Genomic DNA, 22,175 nt, shown 5'->3' on the forward strand with positions numbered 1-22,175 from the left:
CTCAGCCCCCCGTCGGGCGTACCAGCGAGGCCGCCGTGCGCAGCAGGATGCAGACGTCCTGCCACAGCGACCAGTTGTCGATGTAGGCGTTGTCGAACCGGCTGCGGTCCTCGATCGAGGTGTCGCCGCGCAGCCCGTGGATCTGGGCGAGGCCGGTGATGCCGACCCGCATACGGTGGCGGGCCGCGTAACCGGGGTAGGTCTGGCTGAACTGGGCGACGAAGTAGGGGCGTTCGGGCCGCACGCCGACCAGGCTCATGTCGCCCCGGAGCACGTTCCACAGCTGGAGCAGCTCGTCGAGCGAGGTGCGCCGCAACATACGGCAGAACCGGCGCATCTCGTTCTCGTTCGCCACGCTCCACCGGGTCGCCGACTCGTGCTCGTCGACCGGCCGGTGCGTACGGAACTTCAGCAGCGTGAACGGCTTTCCCTTTCTGCCGATGCGCTCCTGCCGGAACACCACGCCCGGCCCGTCGCTGATCCGCAGCGCCACGGCGCACGCCAGCAGCAGCGGACTGACCAGCAGCAACAACGTCCCCGAGACGAGGATGTCGAGCATCCGCTTGCCCGGGCTGTCGCGGCGCGCCGGGGACATGTCCAGCCGCCGGCAGGAGAACCCGGCCAGCCGCTCCTGCGTCGTGTACGACGGGGAGTCGGCGTCGACCTCCCACACCACGCAGCCCGCCTCGGCGAGCGCGCCCAGCAGCGGTTCCTGTTCGGCGCGTACGGAGGGGTGAACGGCCAGCACCGCCCGCACCCCGTTCTGGATGACCGCGCGCTTGATCTCCTCGCCTGTCGTCAGCACCGGCAGGCCTTCGGCGCCGTCCGACTGTTCGGCGACGATTCCCACCGGCCGCACGCCGCACCGCGGGTGACGCAGTACGGCGGCGGCCACGCGCTGCGCGGTCGCCGCCGGGCCGACAAGAAGCGCGGTATGCGGGTGGCGCAACAGTGCGGCGCGCCGCCGCCCGTGCACGGCGCCGCGCAGCGCACAGCCCGCCGCCGCCTGCAGGGCAAGGCCCGTCAGCACGGTACGGACGGACAGCGCGTGCTCCGGCCGGTACGCCGCCGCGAGCGCCGCGAGCGCCAGCCAGGCCACCGCGATACGGCCCCACACGGCGGGCAGTTCCTCCAGCAGCACCGGCACCGGCGGCCGGCCGCCGCGCGGGCGCAGCAGCAGCGATGCGACGATCAGCAGGGCGAGGAGCAGCGGGTGGTGGTGGGCCTCGATGAGCGCCAGGGTGCCCAGCAGGGCGGCGACGCCGTCCGCGACGAGCAGCGGCACCGGTGAGGCCGGCCGCGCCGGAGTCCGCGGGGCGGGGAACCGGAAACCGGTGGTGGTGCCGCGCGGCGGCATCACCGAGACTGATGAGGATTGGTGGTCCCGTTGCTTTACGCCGGGAGAGGGGACGGTACGTTCGGCGGTCACGAGTGGTTCGACTCCCTGTGCTCGGTTGGCTCCACGTGCTGTGTCGTCCGGTTCCCGTCGGCGCCACAGCCTGTGTCGAGCGGCCGACCGCGCTCAGCGCTGCGGCCCTCGGCGCTCCCCCGCTCTCGGCTTCGCTCGGTGGGGGGGACCCCCATGCCCGCTCGGGGCAGGCCCGCCCTTTCGACGGGGGGCCAGGTGCCGAGCAGGTCGCGGTAGACGTCCGCGACCGCCTCGGCGGTGTGCCGCACGTCATGCGTGGACAGCACGTGCCGGCGGCCCCGGTCGCCGAGCGACTCGCGCAGCGGCCGGTCGAGCAGCAGCTCTGTGACGGCCTCGGCCAGCACCGCCGGGTTCTCCGGGGGGACCAGGCACCGGGCGGCGAAGGAGGACGGCAGGCTCTCGCGGGCACCGTCGACGTCCGTGACCACCACGGGCCGCCCGCAGGCCATCGCCTCCAGCGGGGCCAGCGCCATGCCCTCCCAGCGGGACGGCAGAACCACGACATCGGCGGCCTGGTACCAGGGGGAGGCGTCGGCGACGGCTCCCGTGAACAGCACGGATTCGGGGGCGCCTGCGCGAAGCCGGTCGAGGTCCGGCCCGTCGCCGACCAGGACGAGGCGGGCATCGGGCACCCTGCGTACGACGGTGTCCCACGCCCGCAGCAGGACGTCCTGCCCCTTCTGCCGGCACAGCCTCCCCACGCAGACCGCGAGCGGCGCTGCCGGGTGGATACCGGCGAGCGGTGCGAGCCCGGCCCGCACGGTGCCGGCGGGGGCCGGGTGGAAGCGCTCGGGATCGATGCCGTTGGGGACGACGGTCCACCGGCCGGTGATCCTGGCGCGCTCGCCGGTGGCACGCTCCGCCTCGCTCACACACAACACCCGGGCGGCCCAGCGTGCCCCCCAGCGCTCCCACCTGAGCGCGAGGGCCGCGGTGACCCCGCCGACCGCCTCGAACGACCAGGCGTGCGGCTGGAAGACCGTCGGAATCCGCCCGCGCACCGCGAGCCGCCCGGCGAGCCCGGCCTTCGCGCTGTGCGCGTGCACCAGATCGGGGCGTACCTCGTCGATCAGCCGCGCGAGGTGCCGTGCCTCCCGCACGAGCGACGGACCCGGCGACCGCGTCGCGTGCCAGCGCCGTACGTTCGCGCCGAGCGCCCGCAGTTCCGCGGTGAGTGCGCTGTCGGGGCAGGCGGCGGTGACGTCCAGGCCGTCCGCCAGCTGTGCGCGGACCAGGTCCGTCACGACGCGTGCGACCCCGCCGTCCACCGGTTGGGTGAGGTGCAGGACCCGCGGCCGATGGCCGCTGGGTGACAGGTGCATCTGCGCGGTTTCCTCATTCACGAAGGCGTTCGGTACGGGTGGCGATGCGCTCATCGCTGGGCGTCGACGGCGGCGAAGAGCACACCGACCCACGCCGCGTCCCGCTGGGAAGTGACCCGGAGCGTCGCCTGGTCACCGGCGTGCTGCAGGCCCCTGCCGAGATCGAACACGTCTGAGTCGTAGCCGAGGTTGTTGTCGTACGCCGGCACACGCGCCGGGCGATACCCGTCGGGCCCACTGATGGTGGAGTTCAGGACGTCGTCGGCGGGGTTGGCGGAGTCGCTGAGGTCGATGGCGTCCTGACCGGTCGTCAGGGTGAGCGAGTCGCCGGTGGTGCCGCGGTCGCCGTTGTAGGCCACCAGACCCGCGTAGCCCCCCGCGCCTGCGGGAAAACTCAGGTCGCGCAGCCGCATCTCCTGGGCCCCGCCGGACCTCAGCGGCGCGAAGCCGTCCCAGATCGCGAGGTCGCGCAGCGGCTCCGACGGGTTCTCGTACGCCACGACCAGCGTCCAACCGCCCCATGCCCCGGCCGCCGACTTGCCGCTTGCCACGTTGACCTGCGACACGGTGTAGAGGCCCGGCGCGCTGTCCCGTACCAGCTGCGTCACGTCCGTCGAGGCCTGGAAGGCTTCCGCGCCGTCAGCCACGTGGTGTCCGACGACCGTGTCCGCGAGAAGCTGCTTGTAGTCCCCGCCGGGTTCGGCCATCAGTACCCGCTCGTTGTCCGCCGGCGGCTTCTGTTCGCCGACGCGCAGGTTGCCGCCCCAGTACAGGCGCGCGTACGTCACCCGGGAGCCGGCGGGCAGGCGGACCTCCGCGCTGGAGGCGTTGTAGGTGTTCGGGTCGTTGTCGACGTCGATGTAGAACATGTCGAAGTCGCCGTTCACCCCGTTCCCGCCCGCCTGGACTTCCCGGCACGAAGCTGCCGCGCGGCAGGTGATGGAGGCGTTGGCCGCGCGCACGATGCCGCCGTGCTGGTGCGCGTGGTACCGCTGGGCGAACGTGAGGCTGTTCGCCTCCGGTGCGAGCGGCGCGCCCGGCGCGGCAGCCGGAACGCCGCCGGGTACCCACATCACGGCAAGAGCGAGGCCGCCCACCGTCGCACGGCGAAGCAGCGGACCCAGGGAATGGCACATGACCGTCGTTGCCCTTTCGGAACAGGTGGCGGTGGCAGCAGCGGCACGAGTGCGATGTGTCCGCCCGGAGGGGTGAGTTGGGAGGTGCGTCACACTAGCCGTCGGCCGAACAAATATGGAGAAACCCGACAAGTGTGTCGGAATGGTGCAGCCAGTCCCTTCTCAGGATCACGCCATTGGCGGCACAACCCCGGCACCCTCCCGCGCGTTGAGAGGGAGCCGGGCGTGGCCGCCCGGGTGTTTGCTTCAACTGTTTTGCGTCAACTCAAGGAGCACTTCTCCATGTCGCGTATTGCCAAGGGCCTGGTCCTCACCTCCGCCGCTGCCGCGGCTGTCGCTGCCGGTGCCGGCGCAGCCTCCGCCAACAGCGACGCGAGCGGTGTCGCCACCAACTCCCCGGGCGTTGTGTCGGGCAACGTCATCCAGGCCCCGATCCACCTTCCGGCCAACGTCTGCGGCAACACCGTCAACGTCGTCGGTTTCCTGAACTCTGCGTACGGCAACTACTGCGTCAACCACTGACGTTCGCGCCCATTCCTCGGCCGGCCGCTCTCTCCGGGTTTCCACGGCGGAGGGCGGCCGGTGCCGTTCCCCCGAATGGGGCCGGGGTGTAATCGGTGTGGCATACCGTCTGATCAGCCAGGACGCGGCGACAGAGGGAATGTGAAATGGCGAAAGCCATATGATCGGTTGCGGGTATTCATAGGTGCTTACACGGTGGGCTCAAGATCCGACGCCCACCCAAAGGAATTCCCCATGCATGCTCTGCCCGCACGGCGTGTCGCGTCCAGCGCACTGTGTGCCGCCCTCCTGGTCGGGATCACCGGGCCCGCCGCCATGGCAGCCGACTCGGCCCGCGAGCGCAGCCATGCGGCGTTGCCCGATGCGCCGCTCCCCGGCTCGAACGCGCTTCGCGCTCAGGTCAGGAAACTCAACGCCTTCGGGGACGAGCTCACCCCGGTCACCGACCTGCTGAACGCCGTACTCAAGGCGGACAACGGCCAACTGCCCCCCGCCGAGGCCGGGAAAATGGGCGACGCCGCGAAGAGCGCCCTGGTCAAGGCGGCCGCCAAGGCTCCGGCGACGCGTGAGCTGCGGCCCGCTCCCACTCGGGGCGCCGCCAAGCCCAGGGTCTCCGAGCGGCGTGCCGCCGACCCCACGAGTGACGCGCTGGACGCCGTGGAGAAGGCCCTCGAAAGCCTCTTGCAGTCGGTCACCTCCGGTGACGTCAGCCAGGTGTCGGCGTCGGTCGACGGCCTGCTGACCGAGGTGGAGAACCTCGTCGCCGCGCTGATCGACAGCGACCTGCCGGATCCGACGCCGCCCAGCACGTCGACATCGACGTCGGTGTCTCCTGCGCCGGTCGTCACGCTGCCTGAGATCACGCTGCCGACGACGGTGCTGCCGCCGGCCTCGTGAGCGTCGTACGGTGCGGCTCCCGCCCGTCCAGTCGTGTTGCCGGCTTTCGGGGGCGGCACCGCGACTGTTGTTCTTCCGTTGGTTTTCCGTCCCGGAGATCTCATATGAGGACTTGCAATCTTCGGTGTCTCCGGTTTCCGCTCTGGTCAGGGCTCGTTAGGCACGGCGACAGAATCTCCCCTCCGGTGACCCCCGTTGCCGAAGAAAGGAACATGATGAAGTCCCTGAAGGCTGCCGCCGTCGTTGCCGGGTCCTTGATCGCTGCCAGTGTCGGCGGGCCGGCGTTCGCTATCGACGTGGCGAACGCCGGCTTCAGCGGCGGCGTGAACACCAAGGTTCCCATCGACCTGCCGCTGCACGAGGAGTCGGACGTGGCCGAGGCCACGCACAGGGAATCGCTGATCCACAGCGCCGCGACCGCGCTGAACGACACCAGGCCGATGCGCGGCACGACGAAGGACGCCACGGCCGCACTGCGTGACGTCAAGCCGCTGCACGGCGGTCTGACGCTCTAGGGCTGAGCCACGCCGTACGAAGGGACGGCCCTCGGTGGGATTCGAGGGCCGCTTCTCCATGTGCAGGGCCAGTGCCGTCGGCCTGCTCCGCGCGCAGTCATGGCCCCCGGGGATCACGGGTACGGCCGCAGGCGTGCACTGTTCTGCCCGCGCGGCGGTGACCGCGCGGGCCGTTCGGCGGTTACCGCTACGGACAACCGAACCGGACGAGGAGTCAACCATGGTCGTCAGCATCGGCGGAGTACCGGCAGGTGCCGAGGACGGAGCACCGGGCCCGGAGCGGCCCGGACCGGAGAGCAGAACACGACGGGATGCGGCGCGTGGTCTGCTCACCTGCGCGCTCGCCGTCGCGGCCCTGGCTCCGGTGGGCGCCGCCTTCCGGTCTTCACACCCCGGATCCGCGCGCGGGGACGCGCCGGGCGGTGACGCCGCCTTCGATCAGACCTACTGCGGCCGCCGCATCCGAGGCATGTGGACCCTCGTTCGCGGCGCGACCGAGAAAGGACAGTGGCACGTCACTGTGGACGGCCGCCCTCTGCATCTGATGCGCCGCGCCGACGGCACCTGGCTGAGCATGGTCGACCACTACCGGTCGTACCGGACGCCGCTCGAGGCGGCCCGCGCCGCCGTCGACGAACTCGGCCCCGGTCAGCGGTTGCGCGACCCGGCTCAGGGACCGGACGGCGCGGGACACCTGCACTGGGAGGACCGGCATGGCGTACGTGCGTAGGGACGCCGGCACGCTCACGGGGGCCGAGAGGCGCCGGTTCGTCAAGGCGCTGCTGGAGGTCAAACGGCGTGGCGAGTACGACGAGTTCGTGCGGACGCATGTCGCGTACTTCCCTTCTGACGGCGAGGACGGACTGCGCACCGCGCACATGGCGCCCTCCTTCCTGCCCTGGCATCGCCGGTTCCTGCTCGATCTGGAGCGCGCGCTGCGCCGGGTGGACTCTTCGGTGACCGTTCCGTACTGGGACTGGACGCGCGACCGCACGACCACCTCCGTCCCCTGGACGTCGGACCTCCTCGGCGGCAACGGGCGCCGCTCCGACCGACAGGTGATGACCGGTCCGTTCGCCTATCGGGAGGGCAACTGGACCATCAAGGAGGGCGTGACCGAAGGGGCGTTCCTCACCCGGGACCTCGGCCATTCCCGCGCTCCCATCGACCTGCCCACGAAGAGCGAACTGGAGTGGGCGCTGAAGGACTCCGCCTACGACGTGGCGCCCTGGGACTCGACGGTCACGCGAGGTTTCCGCAACAAGCTGGAGGGCTGGGGCACCGGCCGGGGCAGCGCCTCCTGGCGCAACCACAACCGGGTCCACCGCTGGGTCGGCGGGGCCATGCTCGGCGGCGCCTCCGTCAACGACCCGGTCTTCTGGCTGCACCACGCCTTCATCGACCTGCAGTGGTACCGCTGGCAGCGTCGGCACCGCGGGGCCCGCTATCTCCCCGCGACACCGCCGGCCTCCGGCGACGAGCAGCACGACCGGATCGTGGCACGGCACCAGAAGCTGCCGCCGTGGGACGTGACGCCGGACGAGCTGGAGGACGTCGGCCGGATCTACCGGTACGCCTGAACCGGTACGCGAACCTCTACGCGTGAGGTGACGCGGGTTCATGCCGAGAGCCCCGGCGCTCGCTCGCGGGCGCCGGGGCTCTCGGGTCGGTACGGCGGATGTCAGTCGCCGTAACCGGACGTCTTGTGGCCGTTCTTGCAGACGTTGCCGATGGCCGGGTTGAGAGCGCCGATCACGGTGACGGTGTTTCCGCACACGTTGATCGGCGCGTGGATCGGGGCCTGGATCACATTGCCGGACACAACGCCGGGCGAGCCGACCGCCGTGCCCTCGGCGTTGGCGCCGGCCGCGGCGAGACCGGCCCCGCCGAGCACCACGGCGCTCGTGCCGAGAGCGATGGTGGCCGCCTTCGTGATGCGAGACATCACGTTCTCCTTACTGACTTGGTAAGCGCGGCAGCAGGACGCGCGACCGCACTGCCCCTTCAACGCGCCGCCCCCGGGCCGGTCACGGCCTCGGATCACCCTTTTGGAAAGGGGCTTCGCCGGACGGGCGGTGGTTTCTGCTCATGGCCGCCGACGGTTCCCGCAACACGGTCCGGCCCAGGAAGGTGCCGGCGGTGGCTCGGCTCTCGGCCAGGTGCAGTGACGCCATGCGACACGGCAGTTGGCCGGAGGGGCTACCCCGGGTTCGGCCGCCCGACCTGCGCGCAGAAGCGCCACAACGGGCATTTTTCAAGAAACTTACGTGATTCGGCGTTTCATGTGTCGAAAGCCTCACGCATCACTTACATTTACGACCGTAAGTGACCGGTTCATCACGGACTGTGTCAACTCGAGAAACGGAGAGGTAATGCGCAAGTACCAGAAGGCCGCTGTCATCATGGCCATGCTCGGCAGTGTCAGCTTCCTCGGCGCCGGCGTCAGCCAGGCCCATGGTGGCGACGGGGTCGATGTGGACAGCACTCAGACCAACGCGTGCGGCAACGAGAGCGTGCAGGGCGTTCTCAACCTCACCCGCGTCAACGCTCAGATCCTCGACATCCTGGCGAACCAGCCCGTCGACCAGAGCGTCAAGTTCTCCTGCGCGAACGGTCTCGGCGGCTGACGGTCCCTGATCAGCTGATCTAGGCGGGCCCCGGGCCCGGGCCAAGTGTCCGGACCCCGGGGCCCGCCTCTGGCTTTTTGTCGACCCGTCGGCTCGTCGGCGTGTGCGCCGTCTGCGGCGGCTCGGGGCTCGGTCGGGTTCCGTGGCGTCGCGCGAAAGAGCCGGTCCCGTGCACATTTTCAAGAAACTTGGGCGATTCGGCGTTTCGGCTATCAAAAGTCGCGAATGTCTCCTAGGTTTGGCAACTGTCAGTCACCGGTCCATCACGGATCGTGTCGACACGAGAAATGGAGAGGTAATGCGCAAGTACCAGAAGGCCGCTGTCGTCATGGCCATGCTCGGCAGCGTCGGCTTCCTCGGCGCTGGCGTCAGCCACGCCAACGGTGACGAGCCGGCGTTCAAGCTGGACAACCACCAGTCCAACTCGTGCGGCAATGAGAGTCAGTCGGGCGTCCTGAACCTCAGCCGCGTCAACCTCCAGGTTCTGAACATCCTGGCGAACCAGCCTGTCGACCAGAGCCTCTCGGCGTCCTGCACGAACAGCCTCGCCCTCGGCGGCTGATGGGTCACTGACCAGGTGATCTGGGCAGGCCCCGGTGCCCGAACCCAACCGTCCGGGCCCGGGGCCCGCCCTGGTTTGTGCCGATTCAAGTTCTAGAACGCCTCTGTCGTCCTGTACACGGGGGATCGACCGTAAAGGAGTATGCAGATGCTGAATTCAAAGAAGATCGCAGCCGCAGCGGGAGTCCTGTGGAGCATCGCTCTGATCGGTGCCGGCCAGGCCTTCGGCCATGATGGCTCCGGTGGCTCCGGCACGTGCGTCGACGACGGCAAGGGCAACGTTCGCTGCGTGCAGAAGAGTGTGTATCGCGACAAGGACGGAAACCTCGTCGAGGTCGTCAGCAATCAATCGCAGACCTGCGCAAGTGGCGGCTGCGACAGCCACATCACCATCGGTGGAAAGAAGTTCTGACGTCCAACCGAGGCAGTCTGGTGCTCTTGTTCACGTCTGCACCTGTCGCGTAGTCCACCGGCACAGCGGAGAATGGCCGGGACCCGATACCGGGTCCCGGCCATCCCTGTATTTCCGGCCCCTCAGCGGCGCGGCGCAGAACCGGCCGATCAGGTCCGAGGCCTCCTTCATGCGCTCGACGGTGACCAGGTGGCTTCCCGAGGATGGTTGTCGTGACGGCACATCGTCCGCTGACCGAAGTCGACCAGAGCAACTGTCAACTGCTGTTGGCCAGTTGAGGTTGCTCATGCTGCGAGGGTAATCGTGGGTGGTCGGTGAGCGTACGGCGTTTTGCCTGTCGGCGTCGCTGCGTCAGATCGCGGCGATGAGGGCGAGAGTGCGCTGTATGACGCGCGCGGGGACGCCGCCGGTGTACGTGGTCATCGAGTCGATCGACGAATTCTCAACGGACAGCTCACCTTGGCCGACGGCGTGTTTATCCGGCGTTCAGGGCTCATGTTTGCGTTCCTTGCTCCATACGATTTCGGCACCTCCCCGAATTCAAGGAGGCTTTACCCGTCCATGCTGGAGATTTCGCATCATTCGAATGAAATGTGCGTTTGTACGAGAAGATCTGACGGCTGATGCCGTCAGTTGGGTAACCGTCAGTCGATGGGGGCGGTGGCAGCCGCCGGCTGCTTTTCGGACGCGTCTTCGCCGCGCTCGCCGCCTCGCCCTTCGGTCGGTCTGCAACCGCCCCGACCGGGACGTCTGCCGCACCCCGGACGCCCCCGCCCTCGGTCGGGACGTGCGACTACGCGGGCGGTGCTTGCTGTGAGCGTCGACTGTCACCTCGGTCGGCGCCACGTATTTTGCCGCGGCCACCCGTGGAAGCCCGATGGCGGCTGAACGGCCCCGGACCGTCTCCGTGATCACTGGAGGCCGGGTCGGCCCTGTACCGCGTGTGGCTGCGGCTACTCTGACCAGTGAAAATGCCCTCCCGGAGGGAGGGCGAGGCGTGGCGCCCCCGGCAGGACTCGAACCTGCGGCCAAGCGCTTAGAAGGCGCCTGCTCTATCCACTGAGCTACGGGGGCCGGGTGTGGTGGCCTCGTTCGTGGTACCCGGGTGCGGGCTGATCCCTGACGTTGCCGGAGACAAGAATAGGGCTCCCAGCTCCTTGTCCCTGTTGCTTCGCCTCCGTGGCTCAATGTGGAGGTTCAGTGAAGCGGTCCTGATAATCGCAGGCAGGTACGAATCCTGCATCGCTTTTGGGGCCTCACGCCTCGGGTGTTGTGCACTCGTTATGCCTGGGCTGTGCCCTTGTCCCAGTCGCCCCTTCCGTCCCTTGTGTTCTATCGGCGCGCAGACATGCCTATATGCTTCAGAAATCCCCCAAAATTGGGCATTCTTCGCATGTGGTGACCTTGGACGTACGGCCTCAGCTGATCGACGCACTCTCCGCCCTGCGCGACCGTGTCGCCGCCGCACGCTTCCCGCTGCCCCTTGCGGGGGCCCCGCGCGCGCGTGCCAACCGCGACGAACTGCTCGCCCAGCTCGACGACTACTTGGTGCCCCGGTTGAGGGAGCCCGAAGCGCCCTTGCTGGCCGTCATCGGGGGATCCACCGGCGCCGGGAAGTCGACCCTCGTCAACTCACTCGTAGGGCGCCGGGTCAGCGAGGCGGGGGTGTTGCGGCCGACGACACGGACCCCGGTGCTGGTGTGCCACCCGGAGGACCATCACTGGTTCAGCGGCATGCGCGTCCTGCCCGACCTCACGCGCGTGTGGGTGCCCCATCGGGAGCCCGGAGACGATCTGGCGCTGCCCGGGGAGGACGGCAAGCGCATCCTGCGCATCGAGACCGCGGACACCCTGCCGCGCGGCCTCGCCCTCCTGGACGCGCCCGACATCGACTCCCTCGTGGCCGACAACCGCGTCCTCGCCGCGGAACTCATCTGTGCGGCCGACCTCTGGGTCATGGTCACGACAGCCGCCCGCTACGCCGACGCCGTGCCCTGGCATCTGCTGCGCACCGCCAAGGAGTACCGCGCCACGCTCGTGACCGTGCTCGACCGGGTGCCCCACCAGGTCGTCTCCGAGGTGTCGCGGCAGTACGGCGCCCTGCTCACCAAGGCCGGGCTCGGCGACGTACCCCGCTTCACCGTGCCCGAACTGCCCGAGTCGGCCTGGGGCGGAGGACTGCTTCCGGCCACCGCCGTGGCATCCCTGCGGACCTGGCTGATCCAGCACACCCAGGATCCCGCCGCCCGGCAGGACGCCATGGCCCGGACGGCCTACGGCGTCCTCGACTCCCTCAAATCGCGGATGCCCGAACTCGCCGGCGCCGCGGCCGCGCAGCACGCGGCCGCGCTCCGGCTCACCGCCGCCGTCGACGGGGCGTACGACAGCGAGTACACGCGCGTACGGGGACGGTTGCAGGGCGGTGCCGTACTCGCCGGCGACGCGCTGAAGCGGTGGCGCGCCTTCCCGCTCGACTGCACCGCGGGTGAACTCTTCGACGCCCTCATGGAGAGCCTCGGCTCACTTCTGCTGTGCGCCGTCACCGCCGCCGATGAACGCATCGACGAGGCCTGGCGGCGCGAACCCGCCGCGGGCGCACCCGAGCTGACAGAACGCGACCCCTCGCTGGAGAGCGCCGAGCACCGGATCGGGATGGCCGTGCGGCGCTGGCGGCGGGAGCTCGAGGAGTACGCCGAGGAAGAGGTACGCGGCCTTGAACGCAGCGTCGCCCCCGACCCCGAGGTGACCGCCGCCCTGGCCGCCACCGCCCTGCTGGGCGGCCGCAGGGCCCGCTCCGCGGGCGAGGGGCTCGCGGAGCGGATCGGCGCGCACGGCGCGCTGCGGCTGCGCGACCGGGGCGGGCGTCTGCTCACCGAGCACGTGGACCGGGTGCTGCAAACCGAACGCGAGCGCCGCCTCGCGCCACTCGACGGGCTCGACGTCCAGGCGGAGCCCCAGGCCGAACTCATCGCCGCGCTGTCCGTACTGCAGAAGGAGAGGTGACCGGTGACCGCCGTCACTGACCAGGACCACACGGAACATGCCGATCACGGCGGGGAGGTGGCCCTCGTGGGCGATCACGCCGAAAACCGTGCCTTTGTGGAGGGCGATCGCGAAAACGGCCTTCCTGTGGAGGGCGTTCGCGTCGGACCACCTGGCGGGCAACCTGCCGAGCAGCCCATTGCGGAGGACTCTGATGAGGGCGCCGTGGAGGGCCCTCCGGAGGGAGCTCTTCAGGAAGACGACGCAGTCGAGGACGAGCGTTCCGAGGAACCTGCGGACGACGGGGCCCACGCGCGCGTGCAGGGTGGCGATGACGACTCCCGTCGTACGGAGCCTACGGAGCGTGCGGAGCGAATGGACCGTACGGAGCGCGCGGAGCGCGCGGAGCGTACGGAGCGTACGGAGCGAGTGGTCCATACGGACCGTATGGATGGCGCCGATCGTGCCGATCGCGCCGACACTACGGACCGTAGGGAAGATTCCGCCGGCGCCTGGGACGACGGACTGATCGCGAGGCGGGTGACGGAGGGAAGTGCCGCTGAGTCGGCTGCCGCTGCTGCCGCTGTCGTCGAGAACCGGGGGTCCGGGCCGCAGACCGTCGCCCCGCTCGCGTACGACGGGCCGCTGCGCTCGCGGCTCGACGCGCTGCGGGAGCTCGTGGGGCTCTCCCGCACCCGGCTCGACAGCAGGACGCTCGCCGAGGCGGGCCGGGTCCTGGATGAGGCGGCGGCGCGGCGCAAGCTCTCCGGGCAGCACACGGTCGTCGCCATCGCGGGTGCCACCGGCAGTGGCAAGTCGCAGCTGTTCAACATGCTCGCCGGGGTGACGATCTCGGAGACGGGCGTGCGGCGGCCGACCACCGCCGCCCCCATCGTGTGCAGCTGGAGCGACGGCGCGGCGAGCCTCATCGACCGGCTCGGCATCCCGGGACGGCTGCGGCGGCGCCCGGTGCAGAGCGCGGATGCGGAAGCACAGCTGCACGGCCTCGTCCTGGTCGACCTCCCCGACCACGACTCGGCGGCCGTGCAGCACCGCGAGCAGGTGGACCGCGTCCTGGCGCTCGTCGACGCGGTCATCTGGGTCGTCGATCCCGAGAAGTACGCCGACGCCGTCCTCCACGAGCGCTATCTGCGGCCCATGGCGGGTCACGCGGAGGTCATGTTCGTCGTCCTCAACCAGGTCGACCGGCTGCCCGGGGAGGCGGCCGAGCTGGTCCTCGATGATCTGCGGCGGCTTCTCGACGAGGACGGGATGGCCCTCGGGGAGTACGGAGACCCGGGCGCGACCGTGCTCGCGCTGTCCGCGTTGACCGGGGACGGGGTCGGCGAACTGCGGGAGCTGCTCGGCCAGTTCGTGGCGGAGCGTGGGGCGGCGGCCCGCCGTGTCTCGGCCGACATCGACGCGGCCGCGGCCCGGCTGCGACCGGTGTACGCGACCGGACGGCGTAGCGGCCTCACCGAGGAGGCCCGGGACGAGTTCGCCGCGCGGCTGGCGGACGCGGTGGGCGCCACGGCGGCGGGCGAGGCGGCCGAACGCGCCTGGCTGCGCAACGCCAACCGCGCGTGCGGGACGCCCTGGCTACGGCTGTGGCGGTGGTGCCAGGCCCGGACCGATCCCTCCACGGGACGTCATGCGCTGCGGGCACAGACGGACGAGGAGGCCACGGCGCGGCAGCGCGTCGAACAGGCGGTGCGGAAGGTCTCCGAACGGGCGTCGGCCGGGCTGCCCGCGCCGTGGGCGCAGGCGGTGCGCGAGGCCTCCGTACGGGGCTCCCAGGGGTTGCCCGAGGCGTTGGACGAGCTGGCGGCGCGGGCCGGGCTGCCTCCCGGGCGGCCGCCGCGGCCGGGCTGGTGGCCGGCGGCCGTCCTGACGCAGGCGGCCATGACGCTGCTTCAGATCGTCGGCGGAGTGTGGTTGGTGGCTCAGATCGTCGGGGTCATGGCGCCGAATCTTGGCGTGCCCGTGCTGCTGATGGTGGCCGGCATCATCGGCGGGCCGCTCGTCGAGTGGAGCTGCCGGATGGCGGCGCGCGGACCAGCGAAACGGTACGGGCAGGAGGCGGAGCGGCGATTGCGGGAGGCGGCCGCGGGCTGCGGGCGGGCCCGGGTGCTGGATCCGGTGGCCGCGGAGCTGCTGCGGTACCGGGAGGTGCGGGAGCAGTACGGCCGGGTCACGGGGGTGGGGGCTGTGGCCCGGTGAGTCCGGGGGCGTCATCGGGTGGGGATTCGCGGCGGCGTGAAGATCCGCGGGGCTGGTGGGCCCGCGGCGGCAGGGGATCGATGAGGGAAAGTCGGTGAGGGAGGGGGGCTCGCGGCGACAGAGTGGTGCACAGCGGCAGGGACGGCGGGGGATCTGTGCGGGCGCGGGGACCCACGGCGGCGGGGGATCTGTGAGGGCGCGGGGACCTGCGGAGGCCGGGGATCCGCGAGGGCACGGGGACCCACGGCAGGGGGACCCGCGGCGCCGGGGTGATCCGCGAGGGCAGACGGGCCCACAGCGGCATGGCGATCCACGGCGGCAGGGCCATCCACGACGTCAGGTGATCCACGACGTCAGGTGATCTACAACGGGAGAGGGGGTGGGTCCCCCGGCCGGGTGACGGAGTTTTCCACAGGCGGGCGGTGATCCACAGGGCTCAGCGGGCTCGTTCCGGCGGAGGCAGTCTGGCTTTGCGGCGATCGCGACGGACGCGGTCGTCACGGCAGCGGCGGTGCGCGAGCGATCGCGGCCGGCGCGGCAGACGCAGCCGTACGGGACGGGCCCGTACGTGTGTCCGCCCGGGGCATGAGCTCCCGGGTCAGGGAGGGGTTCGCGATGAACGAGACGATCGTGTGCACGGTGGGCAACGTGGCCACGCAGCCGGTGTACCGGGAGCTGGCGGCGGGACCGTCCGCGCGGTTCCGGCTCGCGGTGACCTCGCGTTACTGGGACCGGGAGAAGAGCACCTGGACCGACGGGCACACCAACTTCTTCACGGTGTGGGCCAATCGCCAGCTCGCCACGAACGCGGCGGCGTCGCTGTCGGTGGGCGAGCCCGTCATCGTGCAGGGTCGGCTGAAGGTGCGCACCGAAGTGCGCGAGGGGCAGAGCTGGACGTCGGCGGACATCGACGCGGTGGCGATCGGCCACGATCTCGCGCGGGGCACCTCCGCCTTCCGGCGTACGGGCAGGCCGGAGATGGGGACGGCCGCCACACCGCCGCAACCGGAGCCCAATTGGGAGACACCGGCCGAGAGTTCCGAAGCGGCGACCACCCAACAGCGTTCGGAACCCGCAACGGTGACGTGATGTCAGGCAACGCCCCGAGCTGACCGAACTGCGGCTTATCGATGAATGCGTCCGAGTCCCGCCCTGAACGGCCCGGTTGATTTGTCGATAAGCCCTGCTCAGAGGCGGTCTCGGCGATAACGATTCCGAGTCGGATTGCTTGTCCGACGATGTGACGGGGGAAGGCGGTGCGCCGCCTCCTTAGGATGCCGGGCAGAGCTCTCGAGGCTCCTGATTCTGCTGGTGGGACCCGTAACCCCACGCCAACGGGTCCTGCTCGAAGGGGAATTCTGTGTTTTCTTCGCTCTCCGCGCTGTCCCTGCGCAGGCGAGGGGCGGCTCGCCTCGCCGCCGCGGTACTGGTGTCCGGGGTCGTCGCCGCCGGTGCGATGGTCGCCGCCGGCCCGGCCGCCGCCGAGACGTCGCAGAACCAGGGCGGGGCGATCGCCACCATCGGCAGTCTGAAGACGTACGGCGCCGCCGTGATCCACGGAGACGACGGGGACCAGCAGGTGTCGGCGGGCCTGTTCGAGATGTCCGTCGATGGCGGTGGCACCCTGCAGACGTACTGCGTCGACCTCCACAACCCCACGCAGCGGGACGCCAGGTACCACGAGACGCCGTGGAGCGGCACGTCCCTGGGCGTCAACAAGGACGCCGGCCGGATCCGCTGGATCCTGCAGAACTCCTACCCGCAGGTCAACGACCTGGCGGCGCTCGCCGAGGAAGCCGGTATCAACGGCGGCCTCACCGAGCAGGACGCGGCGGCCGGCACCCAGGTGGCCATCTGGCGCTACTCGGACGCCGCCGACGTCGACGCCGTGGACCCGCAGGCCGAGAAGCTCGCCGACTACCTCCAGAAGACCGCCCGCACCGTCTCGGAGCCCAAGGCGTCGTTGACCCTCGCCCCGTCCGCGGTCTCCGGTCGCCCCGGCGGGCTGCTCGGCCCGGTGACCGTGCACACCAATGCGGACAGCGTGACGGTGACCCCACCGGCGGACGCCGCCATGAGCGGGGTGCGGATCGTCGGCAAGGACGGCAGGGCCGTCACTGCCGCGCGGGACGGCAGCCAGTTGTACTTCGACGTGCCCGACGACGCCACGTCCGGCACGGCCGAACTGACCGTGCAGGCCTCCACCACCGTCCCGGTCGGTCGCGCCTTCACCTCCGAGAGCAGGAGCCAGACGCAGATCCTGGCCGGCTCCAGCGAGTCGACGGTCTCGGCGACGGCGAGCGCGGCCTGGGCGGCGAAGGGCGCCGTACCGGCGCTGTCGGCGGTGAAGAACTGCGCCAAGGGCCACGTGGACATCGCCGCGGCCAACGAGGGCGACAAGGCGTTCACCTTCGAGCTGATGGGCGTCGAGTACAGCATCGCGGCGGGAGAGTCGCGGACGGTGACGATCCCGTTCCAGGAGGACCAGGCCTACGACTTCACGATCACCGGCCCGGCCGGCTTCGAGAAGCGATTCACCGGCGTCCTCGACTGCAAGACCCAGGGCAGCGCCGGCGGCACCGCCACGCAGACCCTCAGCGAGCCGAGCCCCGCCACGGTCGGCGGCACCTCCACCGGCACGAACCTCGCCGAGACCGGCGGCTCCAGCACCACCCCGCTGATCGCCGGAGTAGCCATCGGCCTGGTCGTCATCGGCGGCGCGGCCCTGCTCCTCGCGGGCAGAAAGCAGACGCCTACGCGGGACTGAGGCGGTTCCTGCTCCTTGCCCCCTGAACAGTGAGCGACCGCACGGCGACCCGCCGTGCGGCAGCGCGGTCGGGTTTCCGTCCGTCTCGCCAAGTGCCGAACAGCGGACGTGGACAGCCGCAGCGAACGGCCCCACGCAGGCGCATACTGGTGGCAATGACAAAGCCACCTGCACCAAAGCGTTATTTGCCCGGCAGCCCCTTCAAGCCCCCGGTCGCGCCGCCTCCCAAGCAGTTCGCCGTGGGCGACCAGGTCACGCACGACATGTACGGCCTCGGCCGGGTCATCGGCATCGAGGAGGGGATCGCGGCGCTCGTGGATTTCGGTTCGGTGCAACAGCGGATCTTGAGCCCGTACTCCAAGATGAGCAAGCTGTAGGACCGCTGTGCCCGGGCATGGCACGCCAGGTCCATCGATGGACCTGGCTGTAACGAATGGAGACCTCTCATCGACCTGACCTCGCTGTTCTCCGCTCCGGAAGGGGCACGGCCCGCTGCCACCGCGGCATCGCCGCCTCCGGCGACGAACCCCTTCCAGGCCCCGGACTTCGGAGAGAACGAGACCTTCCCGCTCACGGACGCGCAAGCGTCCGTCCCGGGCATGGGTGCGCCTCGACGCAAGGCCGGCTGACTCCGACCACTGACAGGGGGCTGCCGGGGAGGCCCGTCAGCGTTCGCGAACGTGCGCCGGCGTGTTCAGCACGGGCCGCCGGACAGCGTCGCGCAGGCGTCTACTGCGCCGGACCCGCCAGGCAATCTCGGGCGTCTCTGGGCCGCGCGAGGGCGATCGATGACGGCCGTTGACGACCGGCAGTGACTGTCGAGCCGCCGCGGCGAGCCAAGAAACCCCAGGTCAGGGAGTGGCGACCTGGCGCGTTTCCCCCCAGAGGTAGCGGTCAGGCAAGATGGGGTGTATCTGCCCACTGCCAGATTTCAAGCTGCCGGACGGTTTCTCTTGGCTGAGTTCATTTACACCATGCGCAAGACGCGCAAGGCGCACGGCGACAAGGTCATCCTTGACGACGTCACGCTGAGCTTCCTGCCCGGCGCGAAGATCGGTGTTGTCGGTCCGAACGGGGCCGGTAAGTCGACCGTCCTGAAGATCATGGCGGGTCTCGAGCAACCGTCGAACGGTGACGCGTTCCTCTCGCCCGGCTACACCGTCGGCATCCTGCTGCAGGAGCCCCCTCTGAACGAGGAGAAGACGGTCCTGGAGAACGTCCAGGAGGGTGTCGCCGAGGTCAAGGGCAAGCTCGACCGGTTCAACGAGATCGCCGAGCAGATGGCGACCGACTACTCGGACGCGCTGCTCGAGGAGATGGGCAAGCTCCAGGAGGACCTCGACCACGCCAACGCGTGGGACCTCGACGCCCAGCTGGAGCAGGCCATGGACGCCCTGGGCTGCCCGCCCGGCGACTGGCCGGTCAACAACCTCTCCGGTGGTGAGAAGCGTCGCGTCGCGCTGTGCAAGCTGCTGCTCGAGGCGCCCGACCTGCTGCTCCTCGACGAGCCCACCAACCACCTCGACGCCGAGTCCGTGAACTGGCTGGAGCAGCACCTCGCCAAGTACGCGGGCACCGTCGTGGCCATCACCCACGACCGGTACTTCCTCGACAACGTCGCCGAGTGGATCTGCGAGGTCGACCGTGGCCGTCTCCACGGTTACGAGGGCAACTACTCCAAGTACCTGGAGACCAAGGCCTCCCGTCTGAAGGTCGAGGGCCAGAAGGACGCCAAGCGGCAGAAGCGGCTCAAGGAAGAGCTCGAGTGGGTGCGGTCCAACGCCAAGGGGCGTCAGGCCAAGTCCAAGGCGCGTCTGGCGCGCTACGAGGAGATGGCCGCCGAGGCCGACAAGATGCGGAAGCTGGACTTCGAGGAGATCCAGATCCCGCCGGGCCCGCGTCTGGGCAGCGTCGTCGTCGAGGTCAACAACCTCAACAAGGCCTTCGGCGACAAGGTCCTCATCGAGGACCTGAGCTTCACCCTGCCGCGCAACGGCATCGTGGGTGTCATCGGGCCGAACGGTGCCGGCAAGACCACGCTCTTCAAGATGATCCAGGGTCTCGAGGACCCGGACTCCGGTTCGATCAAGGTCGGCGAGACCGTCAAGATCTCGTACGTCGACCAGAGCCGCGAGAACATCGACCCGAAGAAGACCCTGTGGGCCGTGGTCTCGGACGAACTCGACTACATCAACGTCGGCCAGGTGGAGATGCCCTCGCGGGCGTACGTCTCCGCCTTCGGCTTCAAGGGCCCGGACCAGCAGAAGCCGGCCGGCATCCTGTCCGGCGGTGAGCGCAACCGCCTCAACCTCGCGCTCACCCTCAAGCAGGGCGGCAACCTGCTGCTCCTCGACGAGCCGACCAACGACCTCGACGTCGAGACGCTCTCGTCGCTGGAGAACGCGCTGCTGGAGTTCCCCGGCTGTGCCGTCGTCGTCTCCCACGACCGGTGGTTCCTCGACCGAGTCGCCACGCACATCCTCGCCTACGAGGGTGACTCCAAGTGGTTCTGGTTCGAGGGCAACTTCGAGTCGTACGAGAAGAACAAGATCGAGCGGCTCGGGCCGGACGCCGCCCGTCCGCACCGTGCCACCTACAAGAAGCTGACCCGGGGCTGATCGAACTTGCGGCACATCTACCGCTGCCCGCTGCGCTGGGCGGACATGGACGCGTACGGCCACGTCAACAACGTGGTGTTCCTCCGCTACCTGGAGGAAGCCCGTATCGACTTCCTCTTCCGTCCGGACAAGGACTTCCAGCAGGGGTCGGTGGTGGCGCGCCACGAGATCGACTACAAGCGGCAGCTCGTCCACCGGCACGCGCCGGTGGACATCGAGCTGTGGGTCACGCAGATAAGGGCGGCGTCCTTCACGATCACCTACGAGGTCAAGGACCCGGACCAGGTCTACGTCCGGGCCTCGACGGTGATCGTGCCGTTCGACTTCGAGAAGCAGAGGCCCCGCCGGATCACCGCGGAGGAGCGCGAGTTCCTCCAGGAGTACATGGACGACCACGAGAACGCCGATGAGGGGGAGGCCGTCGCCGCATGACGGTGCTCCACCTCGCCGACGAGGGGGAGGCGGCGGACCTCGCGGCCTTCCTCTCCAGGCTGCTCCACTACGACCGTGGAGCAGCGGTGCGCCTCCAGGCGGCCGGGACCGCGCTCGCCGTGTTCGGGCGTCCCCCGTCCTTCGAGGTGCTGGCGATCCGCGCGGTGCGGCTGGCCAAGCCGTACGAGGACGGGCTCGATGTCACGCTCGACGTGACCGTGTCCGCCGGTGAACTCCTGGAGCAGGTGGACGAGGTGGCGGCCACGGCCGCTGTGCCCGGCGCGGTGACCGGGCCGCCGTGGGCCGGGGTGCTGCCGCCGCGTGGTGGGTGGCGGGCCGAGCCGGGGCTGCCTGCGCCGGATACCCTGCGCGCGCTGGTCGCCGCCGCCGTCGCCGAATTCCGCTCCCGTACGCAGGAGCTGCCGGACGAGGAGCGTACCCGCGGCGCACTCGACCGGATCGGGCGGGAGATCTGGTCCCGGACGGTGGGGGACAGCCGGCTTCCGGTGCGGGTCGTGCACGCGGCGCAGTCGCTGGGCTTCCTGCCGCCGGCCGTGTCCGGCAGCACACAGGCGCCCTACGAGGTGCCGTTGGGGCTGTTCTCGTCGGGCGCATGGCTCAGGCTGCGCACGCCGTACGGGTCGATCGCCGTACGCAGGGCTGGACTTGGGGCGTTGGGCGTCAGCGTTCGCTGACCTCTGCCGCACGAGAGGGCTCTTCGCCGCGAGACAGCGGGAAGTGATCATTGGGTGGTCGGTGCGGTCAGCGCGGCTCGCTGTCGTCCGGCCGTACGGCGATGTGGTCCGGCTCCAGTTCCAGGGCCACGCGGTCGCGCATGCCGAGGGCCCGGGTGTAGTCGGCGGGGAGTTGGAGGCGGCCCGCGCGGTCGAGCATGGCGTACTCGCGGGCGACCACCGTTTCGTGGCCGGTGGTCTCGTCGACCTCGCTGCGGCGCAGGACCTCCGTGGAGGTGCGGCCGTCGCGGATGGCGACCGTGCGGCGGACCTCGTCGGCGACCGCCTGGTCGTGGGTGACGATCACGATGGTGGTGCCCAGGGACTCGTTCGCGGTGCGGAAGGCGGCGAAGATCTGTTCCGCGGTGTGGGAGTCGAGTTCGCCCGTGGGCTCGTCGGCGAGCAGCACCGCCGGGGCGTTGGCCAGGGCGACCGCGATGGCGACGCGCTGCTGCTGGCCTCCGGACATCTGCTGCGGGCGGCGGTCGCGGCAGTCGGCGACCTCCAGCAACTCCAGGAGTTCCAGGGCGCGTTCTGACTGGGCGCGGCGGTTTTGGCGGGCGCCGGACAGCTGCATCGGGAGGGCGACGTTCTGGGCGGCGGTGAGGTAGGGAAGCAGATTGCGGGAGGTCTGCTGCCAGACGAAGCCGACGACCTGGCGACGGTAGGTGAGGCGGTCCTTCGCGGTCATCGCGAGGAGGTCGTGGCCGGCGACGCAGGCCGCGCCGGCGGTGGGGGTGTCCAGGCCGGCGAGAATGTTCATGAGCGTGGACTTGCCGCTGCCGGAGGCGCCGACCAGGGCCATGAGCTCGCCTTCGCGGACGAGGAGGTCGAGGCCCTGGAGGGCCTGGACCTCGACTCCGTCGGTGGAGAAGATGCGGACCAGGCGATCGCAGGTGATCAGGGCGTCGTGGCCGTAGGCGGGGGTGTTGCGGGCGGCGGCGGCCCGGTTGGCCAGCTCGGTGAGGGTGGGGTTCGTTGTCATCGGGGGCCTCCTGGAA

The 22,175-nt window shown here is 70.1% G+C and carries 21 protein-coding genes and 1 tRNA gene; 16 read left to right on the top strand and 6 right to left on the bottom strand.

Translation table 11 applies throughout. The annotated features are described in order from the left end of the window. Position 1: 1 nt before the first annotated feature. The 3 genes from ABT114_RS08600 to ABT114_RS08610 are packed head-to-tail and all read right to left on the bottom strand — an operon-like array spanning position 2 to position 3,887. Positions 2–1,429, bottom strand: coding sequence for an exopolysaccharide biosynthesis polyprenyl glycosylphosphotransferase (locus ABT114_RS08600; RefSeq protein WP_351140026.1), 1,428 nt, complete (start codon positions 1,427–1,429; stop codon positions 2–4). Continuing rightward, a complete protein-coding gene (locus ABT114_RS08605) occupies positions 1,426–2,751 on the bottom strand; it encodes a glycosyltransferase (protein ID WP_351140544.1) in 1,326 nt (441 codons plus the stop codon). Before ABT114_RS08605 ends, ABT114_RS08600 begins: the two co-directional genes overlap by 4 nt. Before the next feature lie 50 nt (positions 2,752–2,801). Further along, a complete protein-coding gene (locus tag ABT114_RS08610) occupies positions 2,802–3,887 on the bottom strand; it encodes a DUF3344 domain-containing protein (protein ID WP_351140028.1) in 1,086 nt (361 codons plus the stop codon). A gap of 282 nt (positions 3,888–4,169) precedes the next feature. Here ABT114_RS08610 and ABT114_RS08615 point away from each other — a divergent pair, with 282 nt between their 5' ends. The 5 genes from ABT114_RS08615 (at position 4,170) to ABT114_RS08635 (ending at position 7,401) form a co-directional block, all read left to right on the top strand. Beyond that, on the top strand, positions 4,170–4,409 hold the full coding sequence (locus tag ABT114_RS08615) for a chaplin (RefSeq protein ID WP_351140030.1): 240 nt from the start codon (positions 4,170–4,172) through the stop codon (positions 4,407–4,409). A 234-nt stretch (positions 4,410–4,643) separates the two neighbouring features. Next, positions 4,644–5,306 carry a hypothetical protein gene (locus ABT114_RS08620; protein WP_351140032.1) on the top strand — a complete coding sequence of 221 codons (663 nt, stop codon included), beginning with the start codon at positions 4,644–4,646 and terminating at the stop codon, positions 5,304–5,306. A gap of 212 nt (positions 5,307–5,518) precedes the next feature. Continuing rightward, a complete protein-coding gene (locus tag ABT114_RS08625; protein ID WP_351140034.1) occupies positions 5,519–5,821 on the top strand; it encodes a hypothetical protein in 303 nt (100 codons plus the stop codon). Positions 5,822–6,041: 220 nt separating this feature from the next. Then, positions 6,042–6,551 carry a tyrosinase family oxidase copper chaperone gene (locus ABT114_RS08630; protein ID WP_351140036.1) on the top strand — a complete coding sequence of 170 codons (510 nt, stop codon included), beginning with the start codon at positions 6,042–6,044 and terminating at the stop codon, positions 6,549–6,551. After that, positions 6,535–7,401, top strand: coding sequence for a tyrosinase family protein (locus tag ABT114_RS08635; RefSeq protein WP_351140038.1), 867 nt, complete (start codon positions 6,535–6,537; stop codon positions 7,399–7,401). Before ABT114_RS08630 ends, ABT114_RS08635 begins: the two co-directional genes overlap by 17 nt. Before the next feature lie 101 nt (positions 7,402–7,502). On the opposite strand, the gene ABT114_RS08640 is transcribed toward ABT114_RS08635, so the two are convergent. After that, a complete protein-coding gene (locus tag ABT114_RS08640; protein WP_351140040.1) occupies positions 7,503–7,766 on the bottom strand; it encodes a chaplin in 264 nt (87 codons plus the stop codon). 427 nt (positions 7,767–8,193) lie between these two features. On the opposite strand from ABT114_RS08640, the gene ABT114_RS08645 reads away from it, so the two are divergent. From ABT114_RS08645 to ABT114_RS08655, 3 genes are all read left to right on the top strand, one after another. After that, positions 8,194–8,448 (top strand): hypothetical protein, encoded by a 255-nt coding sequence (locus ABT114_RS08645; RefSeq protein ID WP_351140042.1) that lies wholly within the window; start codon positions 8,194–8,196, stop codon positions 8,446–8,448. 298 nt (positions 8,449–8,746) lie between these two features. Next, entirely contained in the window at positions 8,747–9,010 is a 264-nt protein-coding gene (locus ABT114_RS08650; protein WP_351140044.1) for a hypothetical protein, read from the top strand. A 147-nt stretch (positions 9,011–9,157) separates the two neighbouring features. After that, positions 9,158–9,421: a hypothetical protein gene (locus ABT114_RS08655; RefSeq protein WP_351140046.1), complete on the top strand. Its 264-nt coding sequence runs from the start codon at positions 9,158–9,160 to the stop codon at positions 9,419–9,421. A 998-nt stretch (positions 9,422–10,419) separates the two neighbouring features. Here ABT114_RS08655 and ABT114_RS08660 read toward each other — a convergent pair. Next, positions 10,420–10,495, bottom strand: a tRNA-Arg gene (locus tag ABT114_RS08660). A 321-nt stretch (positions 10,496–10,816) separates the two neighbouring features. Here ABT114_RS08660 and ABT114_RS08665 point away from each other — a divergent pair. From ABT114_RS08665 to ABT114_RS08700, 8 genes are all read left to right on the top strand, one after another. Then, a complete protein-coding gene (locus ABT114_RS08665; protein ID WP_351140048.1) occupies positions 10,817–12,424 on the top strand; it encodes a dynamin family protein in 1,608 nt (535 codons plus the stop codon). A gap of 3 nt (positions 12,425–12,427) precedes the next feature. Continuing rightward, the gene (locus ABT114_RS08670) at positions 12,428–14,623 is read left to right on the top strand and encodes a YfjP family GTPase (protein ID WP_502988117.1); all 2,196 of its coding nucleotides are present in this window, start codon (positions 12,428–12,430) and stop codon (positions 14,621–14,623) included. A gap of 615 nt (positions 14,624–15,238) precedes the next feature. Then, complete coding sequence (locus tag ABT114_RS08675) at positions 15,239–15,712, top strand: single-stranded DNA-binding protein (protein ID WP_351140053.1); 474 nt, start codon at positions 15,239–15,241, stop codon at positions 15,710–15,712. 271 nt (positions 15,713–15,983) lie between these two features. After that, positions 15,984–17,390, top strand: coding sequence for a Cys-Gln thioester bond-forming surface protein (locus ABT114_RS08680; RefSeq protein ID WP_351140056.1), 1,407 nt, complete (start codon positions 15,984–15,986; stop codon positions 17,388–17,390). 155 nt (positions 17,391–17,545) lie between these two features. Next, positions 17,546–17,767 (top strand): hypothetical protein, encoded by a 222-nt coding sequence (locus tag ABT114_RS08685; RefSeq protein WP_351140058.1) that lies wholly within the window; start codon positions 17,546–17,548, stop codon positions 17,765–17,767. A 576-nt stretch (positions 17,768–18,343) separates the two neighbouring features. Next, complete coding sequence (gene ettA, locus ABT114_RS08690) at positions 18,344–20,008, top strand: energy-dependent translational throttle protein EttA (protein WP_351140060.1); 1,665 nt, start codon at positions 18,344–18,346, stop codon at positions 20,006–20,008. A gap of 6 nt (positions 20,009–20,014) precedes the next feature. Further along, entirely contained in the window at positions 20,015–20,440 is a 426-nt protein-coding gene (locus tag ABT114_RS08695) for an acyl-CoA thioesterase (protein ID WP_351140063.1), read from the top strand. Next, positions 20,437–21,135 carry a DUF8185 domain-containing protein gene (locus ABT114_RS08700; protein ID WP_351140065.1) on the top strand — a complete coding sequence of 233 codons (699 nt, stop codon included), beginning with the start codon at positions 20,437–20,439 and terminating at the stop codon, positions 21,133–21,135. Before ABT114_RS08695 ends, ABT114_RS08700 begins: the two co-directional genes overlap by 4 nt. Positions 21,136–21,202: 67 nt before the next feature. Here ABT114_RS08700 and ABT114_RS08705 read toward each other — a convergent pair whose 3' ends face one another. Then, positions 21,203–22,159, bottom strand: a complete 957-nt coding sequence (locus ABT114_RS08705) for an ABC transporter ATP-binding protein (protein ID WP_351140067.1) — start codon at positions 22,157–22,159, stop codon at positions 21,203–21,205. Positions 22,160–22,175 lie beyond the last annotated feature (16 nt).

Source organism: Streptomyces sp. NPDC002088, assembly GCF_040296605.1.
Classification (GTDB): domain Bacteria; phylum Actinomycetota; class Actinomycetes; order Streptomycetales; family Streptomycetaceae; genus Streptomyces.